Raw genomic sequence first — 15,674 nt, forward strand, 5'->3', positions numbered from 1 at the left:
CGATCCGGTCGTCAGCTACCGGAGACCGCAGGGACGGTCGGCCGCCCGGCCTCGTCGCCGATCAGGGTCTCGGTGAGCACCTGCGCCATCCGGGTCGCGTCGCGCTGCGCCTGGCCGGCGCAGCAGTTGTTGAAGAGCACGTGCAGCTCGTCCACCGGGTCGGCCAGCTCGGCCAGCCGCCCGGCCCACCGCCGCAATTCCTCCTCGGCGTACGCGTAGCGGAACTTCTCCTGCTTGTCGCCGTCCCGCCAGGCGTCGCTGTGGCCGTGGAACCGGACGATCGCCGGCTCCGCCGTGGTGGTGACGATCGGCGGCACCGACGACGGGTGCCCCTGGGGCATGTCGACGCAGACCAGCGACAGGTCGTGCGCGCGCAGCAGGTCCAGAGTGTCGGGTGCGGCCGGACCGTCGAACCAGGACCCGTGCCGCAGCTCCACCGCGACCCGCCACGGCCGGCACCGCTGCGCCAGCTCGACGATCCGGTGTTGCGCGGCGGCGCCGCGCGCCAGCCACGGTGGAAACTGCAACAGCACCACGCCCAGCTTGCCGGCGCCCGCGATCGGGTCCAGCGCCGCCCGGAACCGGGCCCACAGCTCGTCGTACGTCGGCTCCGGCAGGTCCCGGCGGCGGACCCGGCTCGGGCCGGCGGCCGGGCGAAGGTCGCGGGGCAGCGTTGCCACCGGAGTGGGGTGGCCGGTGAAGAGGCTGAACGCCTTCACGTCGAAGGTGAAGTCGTCCGGTGTGGCGTCGACCCAGCCCTGCGTGACCTCTGGCACGGGGATCGCGTAGTAGGAGGTGTCCACCTCGACCAGGGGAAACCTGCTGGCGTAGAAGCCCAGCCGCCGGGCCGGCGTGTTGGCCGAGCGCGGGTACCACCCCGAGCGCAGCAGTGACTGGTCGGCCCAGGAGGACGTACCCACCCTAATGACACCCATGTCATTCAGTGGACCGCCCCGCGGGCGGATCGGCAACCGCTGGCGTCGCGTCCGGAAAGTGTCGGTGGACCGCCATACGCTGACCCGCGGCCGCACATCGACGGAGGGACATCACCATGACCAGCACCACCCAGCTCACCGGCGAGCGGGCCGACCTGCTGCAAGCGCTGCGCCAGCACCGGGGTTTCCTGCTGCGCACGGTCGACGGGCTGACCGACGAGCAGGCGGCGACCCGCAGCACCGTCAGCGAGCTGTGCCTCGGCGGCCTCGTCAAGCACGTGGCCGGCGTCGAGGAGCGGTGGATGCGTTTCGCCGTGGGCGGCGCCCAGGAGATGCAGCGCGTGGCCGTCGACTGGGCCGGTCAGTTCCGGATGGCGCCGGGCGAGACCCTCGCCGGGTTGGTCGAGCGGTTCCGTGCGGTGGCCGACCAGACTGACGAGCTGGTCGGCACCCTCGACCTGGACGCGGCCCACCCGCTCCCCGAGGAGCCGTGGTTCGAGGCGGGGGCGACCTGGACGGTTCGCCGGGTGCTGCTGCACGTGATCGCCGAGACGTCCCAGCACGCCGGGCACGCCGACATCCTGCGCGAGGCGATCGACGGCGCCAAGACGATGGGCTGAGGCCGACGCGTCGTGATCCGACCCTCCTGATCGGGCGGTTCGACGCTAGGTCTTTGGCGGGCGGGGTGCCGTGCGGTCTCCGGCGTAGGCGTCCAGGTGACCCCACCGGCCGGGGATGCCCAGCAGCTCGATGCGGCCGAAACCCGCGGGCAGGGCCGGGTTCACCAGCAGGTTGTCGCCGGTGGGTCGCAGGCCCAGCAGGGTGCCCAGCAGCATCAGCAGCGCGCCCGACGACCACGACTGGGGACGGCCCGCCAGCGGCAACTGGACCGGATACTTCGTCAGGCTGCGCTCGTAGCCGGCGATCACCTCCGGCACCGCGCCGCCGAGCGTCTGCGCCATGTCGAAGATGCCGGCCGCGATCCGGGCCGCCTGCTCGTCGAAGCGGTAGTGCCGCAGCCCGGCGGCGATCAGCGCGTTGTCCGACGGCCACACCGACCCCAGGTGCGAGCCCATCGGGTTGTACGGATGCTGGTCGGTGGCGAAGGTCCGCACTCCCCAGCCGCTGAACAGCCGCGGCCCGACCAGGTGTTCGGCGACGGCCTCGGCTCGATCGTTCGGGACGATCCCGCTCCACAGCAGGTGCCCGATGTTCGACGACAGGGCGTCGACCGGCTCGCCGTACGGGTCCAGGGCCAGCGCGTAGTACTCCCGGTGCGGCAGCCAGAAGTCCCGGTTGAACCGCTCCTTGAGCGCCGCCGCCTCCCGTTCCAGCCGGTCGGCGTACTCGGGATCTCCCCAGCACTCGCGGGCCAGTCGCGCGCCGCGCCGCTTCGCGTCGTACGCGTAGCCCTGCACCTCGCAGGTGGCCCGGGGGAACGCCGGCTGGCGCCCGTACGCGTCGATGATGGCGTCCGTGGAGTCCTTCCAGGACTGGTTGATCGTGCCCTGCCGTTCGTTTCGGCGCTCGTAGCGCAGGTAGCCGTCGCCGGTCATGTCGCCGTACTCGTCGATCCAGTCCAGCGCCATCCGGGCCGGGTGCCGCAGTTCGCGGACCAGGTCGGTGTCACCGGACCAGCGCTCGTACTCGTCGAGCAGGACGACGAACAGCGGAGTGGTGTCCACCGCGCCGTAGTACCCGGCGTACGGCAGCTCGCCGAACGCGGCCGACTCGCCGTAACGCAGCCGGGCCAGGATCTTTCCCGGCTCCTCCTCGTGCTCGTCGTCGAGCTGGCAGCCCTGGAGCAGCGCCAGCATCCGCAACGTCGCGGGGGCCAACTCGGGGGTGAACGCGACGGTCTGTAGGCAGGTGATGAGGCTGTCCCGCCCGTAGAGCGCCATGGCCCACGGCAGGCCACCGACCGGCACCCGCTCGCTGTACGCCAGCGGCGTGTACCGCAGCGCCGCCAGGTCGGCGAGGCTGCCCTGGTACATCCGCTCCAGGCTGCCGCGTTCGGCCACCAGCTGCGGCGCCCGGTCCAGCCAGGCCGACAGGTCGTCGTGCATCCCGCTGCCGACATCGCGCTGGTGGGACTCCAGGCCGGCGCGCATGTCCCGGCCGCCCTCGCCGCGCATGATCATGGCGACGTGCAGGGTGGTCTCCCACGTCCCCGCGGGCGCGACACGGATCCGGAACGTCAGTCCCCGCTCGTCGATCTCGGCGGGGACGCTGCTGCTCACCGTGGTCTCGCGAGCGAACCGCTCCCGCTCGTAGCGCAGCACGAGCCGCTGGTTTCGGTCGTCGACGGTGACCTGGACGTCGCGCTGCCGGACGTTGCCGACCTCGGCGATGTCGGCGAAGTCGCTGCGCACCTCCATCCGCACGGTGAACTCGGCGGGCTCGGACGAGTGGTTGAGCACGGTGATCCGCTCGTGCAGGCGGTCGTGGATCGAGCGGTGCCGGATGACCGACACGTCGGCGTCGATGTAGTGACTCGCCACGCCGGGCACCAGGACGAACCGGGTCTCGAAGTACGCGATGTCGTCGCGGGAGAGGGCGTGCAGCCGTTCCCCGTCGATGCTGAGCACCCAGTCGGACAGGAACCGGGTGTCGAACGAGAAGAGACCGACCGGCTCCCGGGGATCGACCTCCATGTCGCCCTGGGCGTCGCTGATGGCGAACACGTTGCCGGCGATGACGTGCACCTGCTCCTGCTTCATGAACGCGTCTCCCGTCGCGCCAGCGCGGCCTGGCCCAGCTCGCGGGGGTGCCGTGCGCCGGCCGGGCCGGGAAAGATCCGGCGAAGCATCATCAACAGCGCCAGGTTGCCCCGCACCTTCAGCTCGTTGCGCAGCAGGGCCACCGCGAGGTGCATCTGGCCGTTGGCCAGCTGATCGAAGATCTCCCGGGAGGCGCTGACCACCAACTCGGCGTCGTCGGCCGACCGGGTGACCCGGACGTGCTGGTCGGCGATGGTCAGGTACCAGTGCTCGGTGCAGCCGTCACTGCGGATGTCCAGCCGCAGTGTCCCTGCGGTGGTCTCCGGCAGATCGGGCCGCCGACGGGTGTCCAGGCGTTGCAGGAACTGCGCCGCGGTCGTGGCCATCACGTCCCCTCTTCCGGCATAGCCGCAGGATCGCCCACGTCGGGGTGAGCCCAACTCACCCGGACCGGGTGACGCGGGGCCTGGGCGGCACGGCTGTCACGCCGAGCATCCGGAGCCGGCCCGTTTGTCGGCCCCGGGAGTGGGCAGGCCAGGCCATCGGGAGGAATCGGCAGGCCGAAACCAACGGGAGGCATCGAATGCGTGCGCTGCGACTACGGCAGTGGAAGTCGGAACCGGAACTGGTGGAGGTCCCCGAGCCAACGCCCGGACGCGGCGAGGTGGTGGTACGCATCGGCGCTGCCGGCGCCTGCCACTCCGACCTGCACCTGATGGACGAGTTCGAACCGGGCACCGTGCCGTGGAACCCGCCGTTCACCCTGGGCCACGAGAACGCGGGGTGGGTGCACGCCGTCGGTGACGGCGTGAGCGGGCTGACGATCGGTCAGCCCGTCGCCGTGTACGGCCCGTGGGGCTGCGGCACCTGCGCCCGCTGCCGCGTCGGCGTCGACCCGTACTGCGAGAACCCGGCCGGCGCGCCGGTGCCCGGTGGCGGCGGCGGGCTCGGCCTGGACGGCGGCATGGCCGAGTACGAGCTGGTGCCGGACGCGCGGCACATCGTGCCGTTGCCGGACGGGTTGGATCCGGTGGACGCGGCGCCGCTGACCGACGCCGGTCTCACCCCGTACCACGCCATCCGGCGCTCCTGGCCGAAGCTGCCACCGGGCAGCACCGCCGTCGTCATCGGGGTCGGTGGGCTGGGCCACGTCGGCGTGCAGATCCTCAAGGCCACCACGGCCGCCCGGGTGATCGCCGTGGACACCCGCGCCGAGGCGCTGCGGTTGGCGACGGAGTGCGGCGCCGACCAGACCGTCGCCTCCGGCCCGACCGCCGCGGAGGAGATCCGGGCGGCCACCGGGGGCCGGGGCGCCGACGTGGTGCTCGACTTCGTGGGCGCGGACGCCACCCTGGCGCTCGGCGTGGCGGTGGCCCGCACCGTGGGCGACCTGACGATCGTCGGCATCGGCGGCGGCACCCTGCCGGTGTCGTTCTTCTCGGTGCCGTACGAGGTGAGCATCGCGACCACCTACTGGGGCAGCCGCCCCGAGCTGGTCGAGGTGCTGGACCTGGGTGCCCGTGGTCTGATCCGGCCGAAGACCACCACCTTCGCGCTCGACGACGCGCTCGACGCGTACCGCCAGATGCGCGACGGGACGCTGGAGGGCCGGGCCGTGATCGTGCCGTGAGCCCGGCGGTCAGCCGGCTTCGAGCAGGCCCCGGACGTAGTTGGCCTGCCCGGCGTGCTGCTGGTCGTCCTCGGCGATGCTGACCAGCCGCACGCCGAGGGTGACCGGCGGGTCCCAGGTCTCGTCGACCACACGGTCCAGGTCCGCCGGTCGAAGCCCGGCCAGGAACGATCCGGTACGCCTCGCGACGGCCGCGTAGTAGTCGATGAGCGCCTGCGCGCTCTCCGGGCGGACCCCCGCGACCTGCGCCGACGAGTGGCCGTAGCCGGTGTCGTCCGGGTCGGCGGGCAGCCCGAACCGCCCCGCCCAGTCGCCGCTGGCCCAGATCTGTTCGACGTCGAGCAGGTGCGCGACGTGGTGGTCCTGCACCCGGGTCAGGTGCCAGACCAGCCAGCCGATCGAGTTGGCGCCCGGGCCGGGCGCCCAGCGCAGTTGCTCCGGGGTGAGCCCGTCGACCGCCGCGCGGACGAGGTCGGGCAGCCGGTCGTACGTCTCGGTCAGCAGGTCACTCACGTCCACGGGTCACGCCTCCTGGTCTGTTGCGGATCAGGTACCGCCGACACCGACGCGTCAAACCTCGGCCGCAGCGATGATCATGCCCCTTGGCCGTCGGCGGCGCGACCAGGGACGTTGGTGCGTGATGTCCGGTTTGGCAGGCGACAGTCGGGAAACTGAAAACATGCGGTGCGGAGGCGGCCGGGCGTGGGATGGTTCGACGTGGATGCCGTACCGGTGTCGACCCGCCCTCGGGTGGCCCGGCCGGTGGCGCGGGTGCACATCGCGCGCCGAGGGCGGCTTCGACGAGGAGAGGCAGGGCCCATGCAGGCTCAGCGCAGGCCACCGCGCAACCAGCGGAGCCAGACCCGGGACGACCGCACCGGCGGCGGCATGACCGGTGCCGCCACGCCACTGACCATCTGGGCCGCAGCCGTGCTGCTCGGCCGCATCGGCGCTGGCGAGGACGACCTCGAAGACGAGCGGCACATCCTGCGCGGCATCGAGTGACGCTCGGCTGCCCGGTCACAGCCAGCCGCGCCGCTTGAAGATCAGGTAGAGGGTGCCGCAGACCAGCAGCATGAGCAGCAGCGCGAACAGGTAGCCGAAGCGCCAGTGCAGCTCGGGCATGTGGACGAAGTTCATGCCGTACACGGTGCCGATCAGCGTGGGCGCGAACAGGATCGCGGCCCACGAGGACACCTTCTTCAGCTCCTCGTTCTGCGCGTAGCTGGCCGCCGTGAGGCTGCGCATCTCCTCGTTCTGCTGCTGTGAGACGAGGGTGGCGTTGACGGTGAGGATGTTCTGTAGCAGGTGCCGGAAACCGTCCACGCGCTCCACCACCTGCGTGAGGTGGTCGGTGACGTCCCGCAGATAGCGGCGCAGCTCCTCGTCGCTGGTGTAGCTGCCGGCGCCGTTGGCGAGGGCGTCGAGCATGGTGAGCAGCGGTCGGGCCGCCCGCTGGAACTCGATGACCTCCCGGCTCAGCCCGTAGATGCGCCGGCTGGCATTCGGGTCGCCGCCGAAGACCTGCGTCTCGATCTCGTCGATGTCGTTCTCCAGACCGGCCACCACCGGCGCGTACCCGTCGACGACCTGGTCGAGGATCGCGTACAGGACCGCCTCGGGGCCCTGGGCGAGCATCGGCGCGTCGGCCTCCATCCGCCGCCGTACGGCGGCCAGGTCGGGGGCCTCGCCGTGGCGGACCGTCACCACGAAGCCCGGCCCGATGAACAGGTGCAGCTCGGAGAACTCGACCTCCTCCCTCAGGTCGTCGTAGCGGGCGGCCCGCAGCACCACGAAGAGGGTGTGCCCGTAACGCTCCAGCTTGGGCCGCTGGTGGGCGTTGATCGCGTCCTCCACCGCCAGGTCGTGCAGGCGGAACTCCCGGGCCAGCGAGGTGACCTGGTCGATGTCGGGTCGGTACAACCCGATCCAGGCCATCGCGTCGTCCTGCTCCTGAAGGCAGCGGTAGGTCTCGGCGAGGCCGCTCGGCGAGGCGAACCGGTGACCCCGGATGTAGACGGCGCTGTCCATCAGGCCGCCGGCGGGTGCGGCGGCCGGCTCCCCCACCGGCGGAACACCGACGCGGGTCTCGTACTCGTCGAGCTGACGGCCGAAGCCACCACCCGGGCGGAACCGACGGCCGCCGACCATGACCCGCTCCCCTTTCCCGGTGCCGCCCGTCCGGCGGCGTGCCGACCCACCCGGGGCAGTCGGGGTGGCGCCGGGAGGCGCTGCTTCCCCCCTGCCTCCGGCCCGAAACCCACCGACACGGCGCTCACCCGGACGCCACGACGGGCGGGTTCCGCGCACCGGCGGACGGGCGCCGGGTTGCCGGCGGATACTCGCGGTGACCATGGGCGGGACGACGGGGGTAGCGCCGATGGAGGTCGACAGGCGCGCCGGCCGGCGGACCGACCGGCTGCGGCGCTGGCTGCTCACCGACGCGTCGGAGCGGCCCGTGCCGCAGGGCCTGCACGTCCGCCGCCCGCAGCAGCGGCACCACCCGTGGTGGAGGGTGATGTGTCTGACCGGCGTCGACTACTTCTCGACGCTGGGCTACCAGCCGGGCATCGCGGCGCTGGCCGCCGGGGCGCTGTCGCCGGTGGCGACCCTGGTGCTGGTGTTGGTGACGTTGCTGGGCGCCCTGCCGGTCTACCGGCGGGTGGCGGTGGAGAGCCCGCACGGCGAGGGCTCCATCGCGATGCTGGTACGCCTGCTCAGCTACTGGCCGGGCAAGCTGTTCGTGCTGGTGCTGCTCGGCTTCGCGGCCACCGACTTCATCATCACCATCACCCTGTCCGCTGCCGACGCCACCGCGCACCTCGACGAAAACCCCTTCTGGCCCAGCGGCCTCAAGGGTCACGAGGTGCTGCTCACGTTGCTGCTCGTGGCGCTGCTCGGCGCGGTGTTCCTCAAGGGATTCGGCGAGGCCATCGGGATCGCCGTCGTGCTGGTCGCGGTCTACCTGACGTTGAACGCGGTGGTGATCGTCGACGCGCTGTGGCGGGTGGTGACCCATCCGAGCGCGGTCGGGGACTGGACCCACACGCTGACCACCGGACACGGCGACCCGCTGATGGTCGTCGCGCTGTCGCTGCTGGTGTTCCCGAAGCTGGCGCTGGGCCTGTCCGGCTTCGAGACCGGCGTGGCGGTGATGCCGCACATCCGGGGGAACCGCCAGGATTCGGAGGATCGGCCGCTGGGTCGGATCCGGGGCGCGCGTCGCCTGCTCACCACCGCCGCCGCCACCATGAGCGTCTTTCTGATCACCAGTAGCGTGACCACCACCGTGCTGATCCCGCCCGAGGCGTTCCAGCCGGGCGGTCCGGCGAACGGGCGGGCGCTGGCCTACCTGGCGCACGAGCACCTCGGCCAGGTGTTCGGCACGGTGTACGACCTGTCCACCATCGGGATCCTCTGGTTCGCGGGCGCCTCGGCGATGGCCGGTCTGCTCAACCTGGTCCCCCGCTACCTGCCCCGCTACGGCATGGCGCCGGCCTGGGCCCGGGCGGTCCGGCCGTTGGTGCTGGTGTTCACCGGGGTGGCGTTCCTGATCACGATCGTCTTCCGGGCCAGCGTCGACGCGCAGGGCGGCGCGTACGCCACCGGTGTTCTGGTGTTGATCACCTCGGCGTCGACGGCGGTGACCCTCGCCGCGCGGCGGCGCCGGCAGCGCGGGCGCATGGTCGCGTTCGGGATCATCGCGGTGGTGTTCGTCTACACCACGGCGGCGAACGTGGTGCAACGTCCCGACGGCGTGAAGATCGCCGCCTGCTTCATCGGCGGGATGATCCTGGTGTCGGCGCTGTCGCGGCTGATGCGGGCCTTCGAACTGCGGGTCGACCGGGTCGAGTTGGACCCGGCCGCGTCGTCGTTCATCGCCGAGCGCAGTGGGCGTCGGATCCGGCTCATCGCGCACGAGCCGGCGCGACGTGATCTGGCGGAGTACCGCGACAAGCTGGCGCAGACGATGGCGGACAACGACTTCCCGGACGACAGCGACGTCATCTTCGTCGAGGTCCACGTCACCGACCCGTCGGATTTCGAGACCGGGCTGCTGGTGCGCGGCAGTGTGGCGCACGATCGCTTCCCGGTGCTCAGCCTGGCCAGTTCCTCGGTGCCCAACGCGCTGGCCGCGCTGCTGTTGGAGATCCGCGACCGCAGCGGGCGACGCCCCCACATCTACTTCGAGTGGACCGAGGGTGGCCCGGCCCGCAACGTCCTGCGTTACCTGGCGTTCGGGCAGGGCGAGATCGCCTCGGTCACCCGGGAGATCCTGCGCCGCCAGGAACCCGACCAGACGCGCCGGCCGCACGTACATGCCGGCTGACCAGGCAGCGGACGGTGAGCATGGTCATATCGGCTGGACGACCGGCGGGGCTCTGCTGCTAGCCTCGGCGCAGGTCATGAGTGCCAGCGCGAAGCCCCGGCTCGCTGGCCGGCAACCCTCCTCCGCGGTGGGGTGCCCCGGGTGAAGACCAGGCACCGGCAGCACGCCGGTGCAAGCGTGGCCTGGCACCCAGGTCAGCACAGACCCGGGAGACCTTCATGCACATCCTCAGCACCGCTCCACCCGCCGTCGGCGCGTACGTCCGCGCCGGTCAGACCTCGCCGGCACTGATCCGGCGGCGGCACGTGGACATGATGCGAGTGTGCAGCGCCGCCTGTCGCGGCCGCGCCGCGCACTGACGCGCCCCTCTTTCACCACCCGCACCAGCGGTACGCCCTCATCGGGCGCACCGTCGGCGGCGCACGCCCATGCCCGCCCAGACGCGACCCCTCGGAGACACTGATGCGATTCCTTCCTGCCCTGACCCGTGCCGCCGCCGTCGGCGCCGCCGCCATCCTGGCCGCGACCGCGCTCACCGCCTGCGGCTCCGACGACTCGTCCGACGCCGACAGCAACCCGTACGGCCTGGCCCAGGCCGGCGTGCTGCGCGCCGGCACGCTGTCCGACGCCCCGCCGAACGTGTACCTCAAGGACGGCAAGTTCACCGGCTTCGACAACGACCTGCTCACGGCGGTCGCCGAGAAGATCGGCCTGAAGGTCGAGTTCGTCGGCACCGACTTCTCCGCGCTGCTGTCCCAGGTCAACAACCGCAAGTTCGACGTCGGCAGCTCGTCGATCACCATCACCGAGGCGCGGAAGAAGACCGTCGACTTCGGCAACGGCTACGACTTCAGCTACTTCGGTCTGGACGTTCCGGCCGGCTCGTCGATCACCGGCTTCGACCAGCTCGCCGGCAAGCGGGTCGTCGTGGTGCAGGGCACCGTCCAGGACGACTACGCCACCGGTCAGAAGCTCGACCCGGTGCGGGTGCCGGACTACAACGGCGCGATCAACCAGCTCAAGGCGGGCACCGCCGACGCGTGGATCGCCCCGGCGGAGATCGGCGAGAAGTTGGCCGACGAGAGCAAGGGCAAGATCACCGTGGCGGCCAAGCAGCTCAGCAACGCCCCGACCGCGTACGCCGTGGCCAAGGGCAACGACAAGCTGCGCGAGGCGCTGAACAAGGGCCTCGACGAGGTCATCGCGGACGGCACGTGGAGCCGGTTGCAGTTGCAGTACTACCCGGGCCGGCCGGTCCCGGAGGACTTCAAGCCGGGCAGCGGAACGGTGGCCGTGCCGTCGGCGGCCCCGTCCGCGTCCGCCGCGTCCTGACGTACCGGTGACGAGCGAGCAGGGCGGTAGGAGAGGCGACCAATGGATCCGTTGAGCACCCTGTGGGAGACCTTCTTCGACTGGGACGCGATGCGCGAGGCGCTGCCCGACATGGTGACGGTCGGGCTGCCCAACACGCTGATCCTGGCGGTCTCCGCCGCCCTGCTCGGCTCGGTGCTGGGCCTGCTGCTCGCCGTCGCCGGCATCTCGCGCAGCCGGTGGCTGCGCTGGCCGGCACGGGTCTACACCGACGTGTTCCGAGGGCTGCCGGCAGCCGCGACGATCCTGCTGATCGGCGTCGGGCTGGCCCCGCTGGGCATGCAGGTCTGGGGGCCGAACCCCTACCCGCTGGGCATTCTGGCGCTGTCGCTCATCGCGTCCGCGTACATCGGTGAGATCTTCCGCTCGGGCATCCAGTCGGTGGAGGCCGCCCAACTGGAGGGCGCGCGGGCGCTCGGCTTCTCCTGGGCCGACTCGATGCGGCTGGTGATCATCCCGCAGGGCATCCGGCGGGTGCTGCCGGCCTGGGTCAACCAGCTCATCGCGCTGATCAAGGACTCCAGCCTGGTCTACTTCCTCGGACTGGTGGCCAGCCAGCGGGAGCTGTTCCGGATCGGGCAGGACTACGCGGCCAACACCGGCAACCAGTCCGCGCTGCTGCTGGCCGGGCTCTTCTACCTGGCGTTGACCGTCCCGCTGACGCACATCGTCAACTGGATCGACCGGCGGCTGCGCCACGGACGGCCGGCGACCGCGCCACCGGACGACGACGAGGACGAGCCGGCGCCGGCCGGCACCACCGAAGGAGACCGCCGATGACCATCGCGACGACCACCTCGGTCAGCCTCGACGCGCGGGACGTCCACCTCGCCTTCGGACCCAACCGGGTGCTGCGCGGCGTCGACCTGACCGTGCCGCGCGGTGCGACGGCCTGCGTCATCGGGCCCTCCGGGTCGGGCAAGTCCACTCTGCTGCGTACCCTCAACCGGCTCATCGAGCCCGACCGCGGCGACGTGCTGCTGGACGGGCGCAGCGTGCTCGGCGACGACCCGGACGCGCTGCGGCAGCGGGTGGGCATGGTCTTCCAACAGTTCAACCTGTTTCCGCACATGAGCGTGCTGCGCAACATCACCCTCGCACTGCGCCGGCTGCGCAAGCTCGGCGAGGACGAGGCGGTCGCGGTCGCCCGCACCCAGTTGGAGCTTGTCGGGTTGGCCGGCAAGGCCGACGCCCGGCCGACGCAACTCTCCGGTGGTCAGCAGCAGCGGGTGGCGATCGCCCGGGCGCTGGCGCTGCGACCCGAGGTGATGCTCTTCGACGAGGCCACCTCGGCGCTCGACCCGGAGCTGGTCAAGGGGGTGCTCGGGGTGATGGCCGACCTGTCCTCCGCCGGGATGACCATGGTGGTGGTCACCCACGAGATGGGCTTCGCCCGGCAGGTCGCCGACACCGTCGCCTTCATGGACCGGGGCGTGGTGCTGGAGGCCGGCCCGCCGGAGGCGATCTTCGAGCGGGCCGAGCATCCTCGGCTGCGCCGCTTCCTCGACCAGGTGCTCTGAGCCGCGCCTGCGACGGCCCGGACCCTGGCGTCAGGCGGCCTGCCGGCGCAGGTGCACGGCGAAGGCCTGCGGGTCGCCGAGCAGCACGAGGATGGCGTTGCGGTAGGCGACCGACGCCCACAGGTGCAGTTCCTCGTCGTCCAGCCCGCCGAACGCCGTCGACAGCGCCTTGCGCCGCCGTCGGTCGAGCACCTTGTGCGGGCGGGCGAGCAGGTCAGCCGCGCGGCGCAGCGCCTGCACATAGGCCGCCACCGCCTCCTGGTAGTGCCGGCCGGCGACCCGCTCCAGCAGGGTGAACTCGAAGATGTGCAACGCCGCCTCGGACTCCCAGTACGCGCTGTCCCGCTCCGGCGCGGTGGCGACGTGCCGGCCCATCGCGTGCCGGGCCTCGTAGAGCAGCAGCACCCCGCGGCCGGTGGCGCTCAGGGGACGGCGGGGCGCCGGCAACCGCAGCGTCCGCACCGGCGCGGCGGCGCTCAGGTCCACCGCGCAGGCGTACGTCGGCATCCGCTGCGCCCCCGGCACCGGATCCGGCACCAGGCAGGCCCGCTCCTGATAGGCCGGCGGACGGGCGCCAGCCGGAAGGGCGCGCACCGCGGCGGCGTGCAGCTCGGCCAAGGGCCGGTCGTCCGGGGCCAGGCCCGACCCGAGGGTGAGAACGAGCCCGTCGGCGCCGGGCACCGGCACGCCCAGCACGCACGAGTTCCGCAGGAACGCCCAGGTCGCCGCCGCCTCGCGGATGCCGCTCGCCACCGCCTGCGCGTCGGCCCGCCAGTCCTGGGCGATCCGTAGCCGATGTGAGAGATCCGCCGTCGCGGCGCCGTCGTGCGGGTACAGCTCCCGCACCGCCCGAGGCAGCGACCCGAGGCGCAGCGCCAACGGGTCGCCGTTCGGCGCGGGCACGACGTGTCTCGGGCAGTCGGCGTCGGTGTGCGGGTCGCCGACGACCGCGTGGCAGTCGCCGAGCCAGCTCGCCCCGGGCGGACCGGCCGGCCGGGCGAACGCCAGGTGGGGCAACCGGCCGGTACGCAGCACCGTCTCGTACTGCGGGCGGGTGCGCCCGGCACGCATCAGGTCCAGTGGCAGCACCGGTGCCAGCGCCTGCGCTCCGGCGAGGATGACGCAGTGCGGGCAGGCATCGCGCACCCGGTAGCGGCGCAGATGGTCGATGCCGGGCTGCTCCCACTGCACGCCGACGACGCCGGCGCCCTGCGCCATCAGGTAGAGAAACTCGGTCGCGGTGCGCGCACGGCTGACCGAGACCAACTCGTCGACGAACTCCCGCTCGGTGACCACCCGTGGGTCTGCCTCCGTCGCGCCGGTGGTCACACGCACCCCCTCGCGGAACCGAGACATCGACCGATGCCGAACCGGCTCCCACCGTACCCGTCGGGCACACGGCGGGGCCGCAGCCAACCTGGGCGGGGCGCTGTCACCAATCCGTCAGGAGAGCAGACCGCGAGCAGGATGGCGGCTGGCGGGTTCAGTCGTCGGGCCCGCGCCCCAGCAGCCGGATCTCCTCGTTGTCCAGCGCGGCCTGCAACTCCAGCAACACGAGGTCGTCGATCTCCCGGCTGTCGCGCAGCCGGGTGACCTCCCGCCGCTTGTGGGCAAGGATCCCGAGGCGCAGTTGGCGTTCCAGGTGGCGTTCCTCGGCGGTGTCCCCGCCGCCCTCGTTGACGTCCTCGAGGTGCCGTTGGTACTCGGCCCGCAACCGGCGTACCGCATCCTCCCCGGCGCCGATGTCGGCGGCGACCCGGGGCAGCGCGTCCAGGCCGACCTCGGTGGCCCGCAGTCGGGCCTGCCGCAACTCCTCGGCGCGTTCGGGGTCACCGCCCAGCCCCGCCCAGCGCACCACCAGCGGCAGGGTGGTGCCCTGCACCAGCATGATCAGCACGATGACCAGGGCGGTGACGAAGATGATCAGGTCGCGTTCGACCACCGGTCGACCGGCCACCGTCACCGTCGGGACGGCCAGGGCGGCGGCGAGCGAGACGGCCCCCCGGAAACCGGACCAGCCGGCGACGGTTCCCACCCGCCAGCCGGACATCTCCGCGCTCTGGTCATCCGTCATCCGGCGGCGCAGCAGCTTCGCCGACTCGGAGGTCAGGTAGACGAAGAGTAGTCGGGTGCCGAGGACGACCGACGTCACCACCACCACGATCACCAGGGCTCGCTGCGGCGACGTGCTGGTGATGCCCCTGACGGCCCGGGGGATCTGCGTACCGAGCAGGACGAACAACCCGCCGTTGATGAGAAACGTGGACAGGTCCCAGAACGCGTACGCCAGCACCCGGGAACGGGCCCGGATCACCCGTGGGCCGGCGTAGGCGAGGACCAGTCCGGCGACGACCACCGCTAGCACACCGCTGGCGTGCACCGCGTCGGCGAGCAGGAACGCGGCGAACGGCGTCAGCACGCTCAACGCGCCCTCGCGCAACGGATCGTCGAGCCGTTTGCGCACCAGCACCACGGCGCCGCCGACCAGCAGACCGGCGAGCACGCCGCCGAGGCTGGCGCCGACGAACTCCTCGCTGACGCCCAGGACACCCGGCTCCGCTCCCCCGGTGAGCAGACCCACGGCCACCGCGAAGATCACCAGGGCGGTGCCGTCGTTGATCAGGCTCTCCGCGTGCAGGGTGGTGAGGAGCTTGCGGGGCAGCCGTTTCGCCAGACCGGTGACCGCGGCGGCGTCGGTCGGCGCGAGAACCGCGCCGAGCACCCACGCGGGGGCGGGGTGCACCCCGAACGCCTGCGCGGTCATCGACACCGTGACCATGGTGAGCAGCACGAGCACCACGGCGAGCAGGCCGATCACCGGCAGGTTGGCCCGGATCTCGCGCAGGCTGATGGTGAGGCTCTCCCGGTAGAGGATCGCCGGCAGGAAGATCAGCAGCACCAGGTCCGGTTCCAGGGTCAGCTCGGACAGCGGCGGTGTCAGCCCGAGCAGGACCCCGAGCGCGATCAGCAGGACCGGCGGCGCGACCCGGTACCGGCCACCGAGGGTGGTGCCGACCAGGACGGTGACGCCCAGCACCACGATCAGGACAAGCACCTCCACGCGTACCCCCTCGATCCGTGCCGGTCGGCGGCACGCGCCGGTGGTTCCATCTGACCGCACGTCGCCGGCCGGTTCCGCGAGATCCGGTAAGTCGCCTCGGACGCGGG

Annotated in this window: 15 protein-coding genes and 1 riboswitch; of the genes, 8 read left to right on the top strand and 7 right to left on the bottom strand. The window is 72.0% G+C overall.

From position 1 onward, the window contains the following. Window positions 1–11 precede the first annotated feature (11 nt). Window positions 12–935, bottom strand: a complete 924-nt coding sequence (locus tag ABZ780_RS27835; protein ID WP_357487982.1) for a DUF72 domain-containing protein — start codon at window positions 933–935, stop codon at window positions 12–14. A gap of 116 nt (window positions 936–1,051) precedes the next feature. Between ABZ780_RS27835 and ABZ780_RS27840 the strand changes: the two genes are divergently transcribed. Then, window positions 1,052–1,555, top strand: a complete 504-nt coding sequence (locus ABZ780_RS27840) for a DinB family protein (RefSeq protein WP_357487983.1) — start codon at window positions 1,052–1,054, stop codon at window positions 1,553–1,555. Window positions 1,556–1,600: 45 nt separating this feature from the next. Here the strand turns inward: ABZ780_RS27840 and ABZ780_RS27845 are convergent, their stop codons facing one another. Beyond that, window positions 1,601–3,655 (bottom strand): glycogen debranching N-terminal domain-containing protein, encoded by a 2,055-nt coding sequence (locus tag ABZ780_RS27845; protein WP_357487984.1) that lies wholly within the window; start codon window positions 3,653–3,655, stop codon window positions 1,601–1,603. Beyond that, a complete protein-coding gene (locus ABZ780_RS27850; RefSeq protein ID WP_357487985.1) occupies window positions 3,652–4,041 on the bottom strand; it encodes an SCP2 sterol-binding domain-containing protein in 390 nt (129 codons plus the stop codon). Before ABZ780_RS27850 ends, ABZ780_RS27845 begins: the two co-directional genes overlap by 4 nt. Window positions 4,042–4,238: 197 nt before the next feature. Here ABZ780_RS27850 and ABZ780_RS27855 point away from each other — a divergent pair, with 197 nt between their 5' ends. Continuing rightward, window positions 4,239–5,285 carry an NAD(P)-dependent alcohol dehydrogenase gene (locus tag ABZ780_RS27855; protein ID WP_357005849.1) on the top strand — a complete coding sequence of 349 codons (1,047 nt, stop codon included), beginning with the start codon at window positions 4,239–4,241 and terminating at the stop codon, window positions 5,283–5,285. 9 nt (window positions 5,286–5,294) lie between these two features. Here ABZ780_RS27855 and ABZ780_RS27860 read toward each other — a convergent pair whose 3' ends face one another. Then, window positions 5,295–5,804, bottom strand: coding sequence for a DUF664 domain-containing protein (locus tag ABZ780_RS27860; protein ID WP_357005845.1), 510 nt, complete (start codon window positions 5,802–5,804; stop codon window positions 5,295–5,297). Between the two features lie 300 nt (window positions 5,805–6,104). On the opposite strand from ABZ780_RS27860, the gene ABZ780_RS27865 reads away from it, so the two are divergent. Further along, on the top strand, window positions 6,105–6,290 hold the full coding sequence (locus tag ABZ780_RS27865; protein ID WP_357005842.1) for a hypothetical protein: 186 nt from the start codon (window positions 6,105–6,107) through the stop codon (window positions 6,288–6,290). Between the two features lie 15 nt (window positions 6,291–6,305). On the opposite strand, the gene corA is transcribed toward ABZ780_RS27865, so the two are convergent. Continuing rightward, window positions 6,306–7,436, bottom strand: coding sequence for a magnesium/cobalt transporter CorA (gene corA / locus ABZ780_RS27870; protein WP_357005838.1), 1,131 nt, complete (start codon window positions 7,434–7,436; stop codon window positions 6,306–6,308). Window positions 7,437–7,665: 229 nt separating this feature from the next. Here corA and ABZ780_RS27875 point away from each other — a divergent pair, with 229 nt between their 5' ends. From ABZ780_RS27875 to ABZ780_RS27895, 5 genes are all read left to right on the top strand, one after another. Continuing rightward, window positions 7,666–9,615 (top strand): amino acid transporter, encoded by a 1,950-nt coding sequence (locus ABZ780_RS27875; protein WP_357005835.1) that lies wholly within the window; start codon window positions 7,666–7,668, stop codon window positions 9,613–9,615. A 72-nt stretch (window positions 9,616–9,687) separates the two neighbouring features. Next, a riboswitch (SAM riboswitch) is annotated at window positions 9,688–9,799 on the top strand. Between the two features lie 34 nt (window positions 9,800–9,833). Continuing rightward, window positions 9,834–9,974 carry a hypothetical protein gene (locus ABZ780_RS27880; protein WP_357005832.1) on the top strand — a complete coding sequence of 47 codons (141 nt, stop codon included), beginning with the start codon at window positions 9,834–9,836 and terminating at the stop codon, window positions 9,972–9,974. Window positions 9,975–10,077: 103 nt separating this feature from the next. After that, a complete protein-coding gene (locus ABZ780_RS27885; RefSeq protein ID WP_357487986.1) occupies window positions 10,078–10,947 on the top strand; it encodes an ABC transporter substrate-binding protein in 870 nt (289 codons plus the stop codon). Window positions 10,948–10,989: 42 nt separating this feature from the next. After that, the gene (locus ABZ780_RS27890) at window positions 10,990–11,766 is read left to right on the top strand and encodes an amino acid ABC transporter permease (RefSeq protein WP_357005826.1); all 777 of its coding nucleotides are present in this window, start codon (window positions 10,990–10,992) and stop codon (window positions 11,764–11,766) included. A gap of 2 nt (window positions 11,767–11,768) precedes the next feature. Next, window positions 11,769–12,506, top strand: a complete 738-nt coding sequence (locus ABZ780_RS27895) for an amino acid ABC transporter ATP-binding protein (protein WP_357006784.1) — start codon at window positions 11,769–11,771, stop codon at window positions 12,504–12,506. 30 nt (window positions 12,507–12,536) lie between these two features. Here ABZ780_RS27895 and ABZ780_RS27900 read toward each other — a convergent pair whose 3' ends face one another. Then, entirely contained in the window at window positions 12,537–13,835 is a 1,299-nt protein-coding gene (locus tag ABZ780_RS27900; RefSeq protein ID WP_357487987.1) for a hypothetical protein, read from the bottom strand. Between the two features lie 154 nt (window positions 13,836–13,989). Beyond that, complete coding sequence (locus ABZ780_RS27905; protein ID WP_357487988.1) at window positions 13,990–15,567, bottom strand: Na+/H+ antiporter; 1,578 nt, start codon at window positions 15,565–15,567, stop codon at window positions 13,990–13,992. Between the last annotated feature and the right edge of the window lie 107 nt (window positions 15,568–15,674).

It is taken from the genome of Micromonospora sp. NPDC047467 (genome assembly GCF_040643095.1).
GTDB lineage: Bacteria > Actinomycetota > Actinomycetes > Mycobacteriales > Micromonosporaceae > Micromonospora.

What these genes read in the sequence shown, in the direction of transcription:
- ABZ780_RS27835 (WP_357487982.1), bottom strand. Translation starts at nt 935, where the DNA reads ATGGGTGTCATTAGGGTGGGTACGTCCTCCTGGGCCGACCAGTCACTG.
- ABZ780_RS27840 (WP_357487983.1), top strand. Translation starts at nt 1,052, where the DNA reads ATGACCAGCACCACCCAGCTCACCGGCGAGCGGGCCGACCTGCTGCAA.
- ABZ780_RS27845 (WP_357487984.1), bottom strand. Translation starts at nt 3,655, where the DNA reads ATGAAGCAGGAGCAGGTGCACGTCATCGCCGGCAACGTGTTCGCCATC.
- ABZ780_RS27850 (WP_357487985.1), bottom strand. Translation starts at nt 4,041, where the DNA reads ATGGCCACGACCGCGGCGCAGTTCCTGCAACGCCTGGACACCCGTCGG.
- ABZ780_RS27855 (WP_357005849.1), top strand. Translation starts at nt 4,239, where the DNA reads ATGCGTGCGCTGCGACTACGGCAGTGGAAGTCGGAACCGGAACTGGTG.
- ABZ780_RS27865 (WP_357005842.1), top strand. Translation starts at nt 6,105, where the DNA reads ATGCAGGCTCAGCGCAGGCCACCGCGCAACCAGCGGAGCCAGACCCGG.
- corA (WP_357005838.1), bottom strand. Translation starts at nt 7,436, where the DNA reads ATGGTCGGCGGCCGTCGGTTCCGCCCGGGTGGTGGCTTCGGCCGTCAG.
- ABZ780_RS27875 (WP_357005835.1), top strand. Translation starts at nt 7,666, where the DNA reads ATGGAGGTCGACAGGCGCGCCGGCCGGCGGACCGACCGGCTGCGGCGC.
- ABZ780_RS27880 (WP_357005832.1), top strand. Translation starts at nt 9,834, where the DNA reads ATGCACATCCTCAGCACCGCTCCACCCGCCGTCGGCGCGTACGTCCGC.
- ABZ780_RS27885 (WP_357487986.1), top strand. Translation starts at nt 10,078, where the DNA reads ATGCGATTCCTTCCTGCCCTGACCCGTGCCGCCGCCGTCGGCGCCGCC.
- ABZ780_RS27890 (WP_357005826.1), top strand. Translation starts at nt 10,990, where the DNA reads ATGGATCCGTTGAGCACCCTGTGGGAGACCTTCTTCGACTGGGACGCG.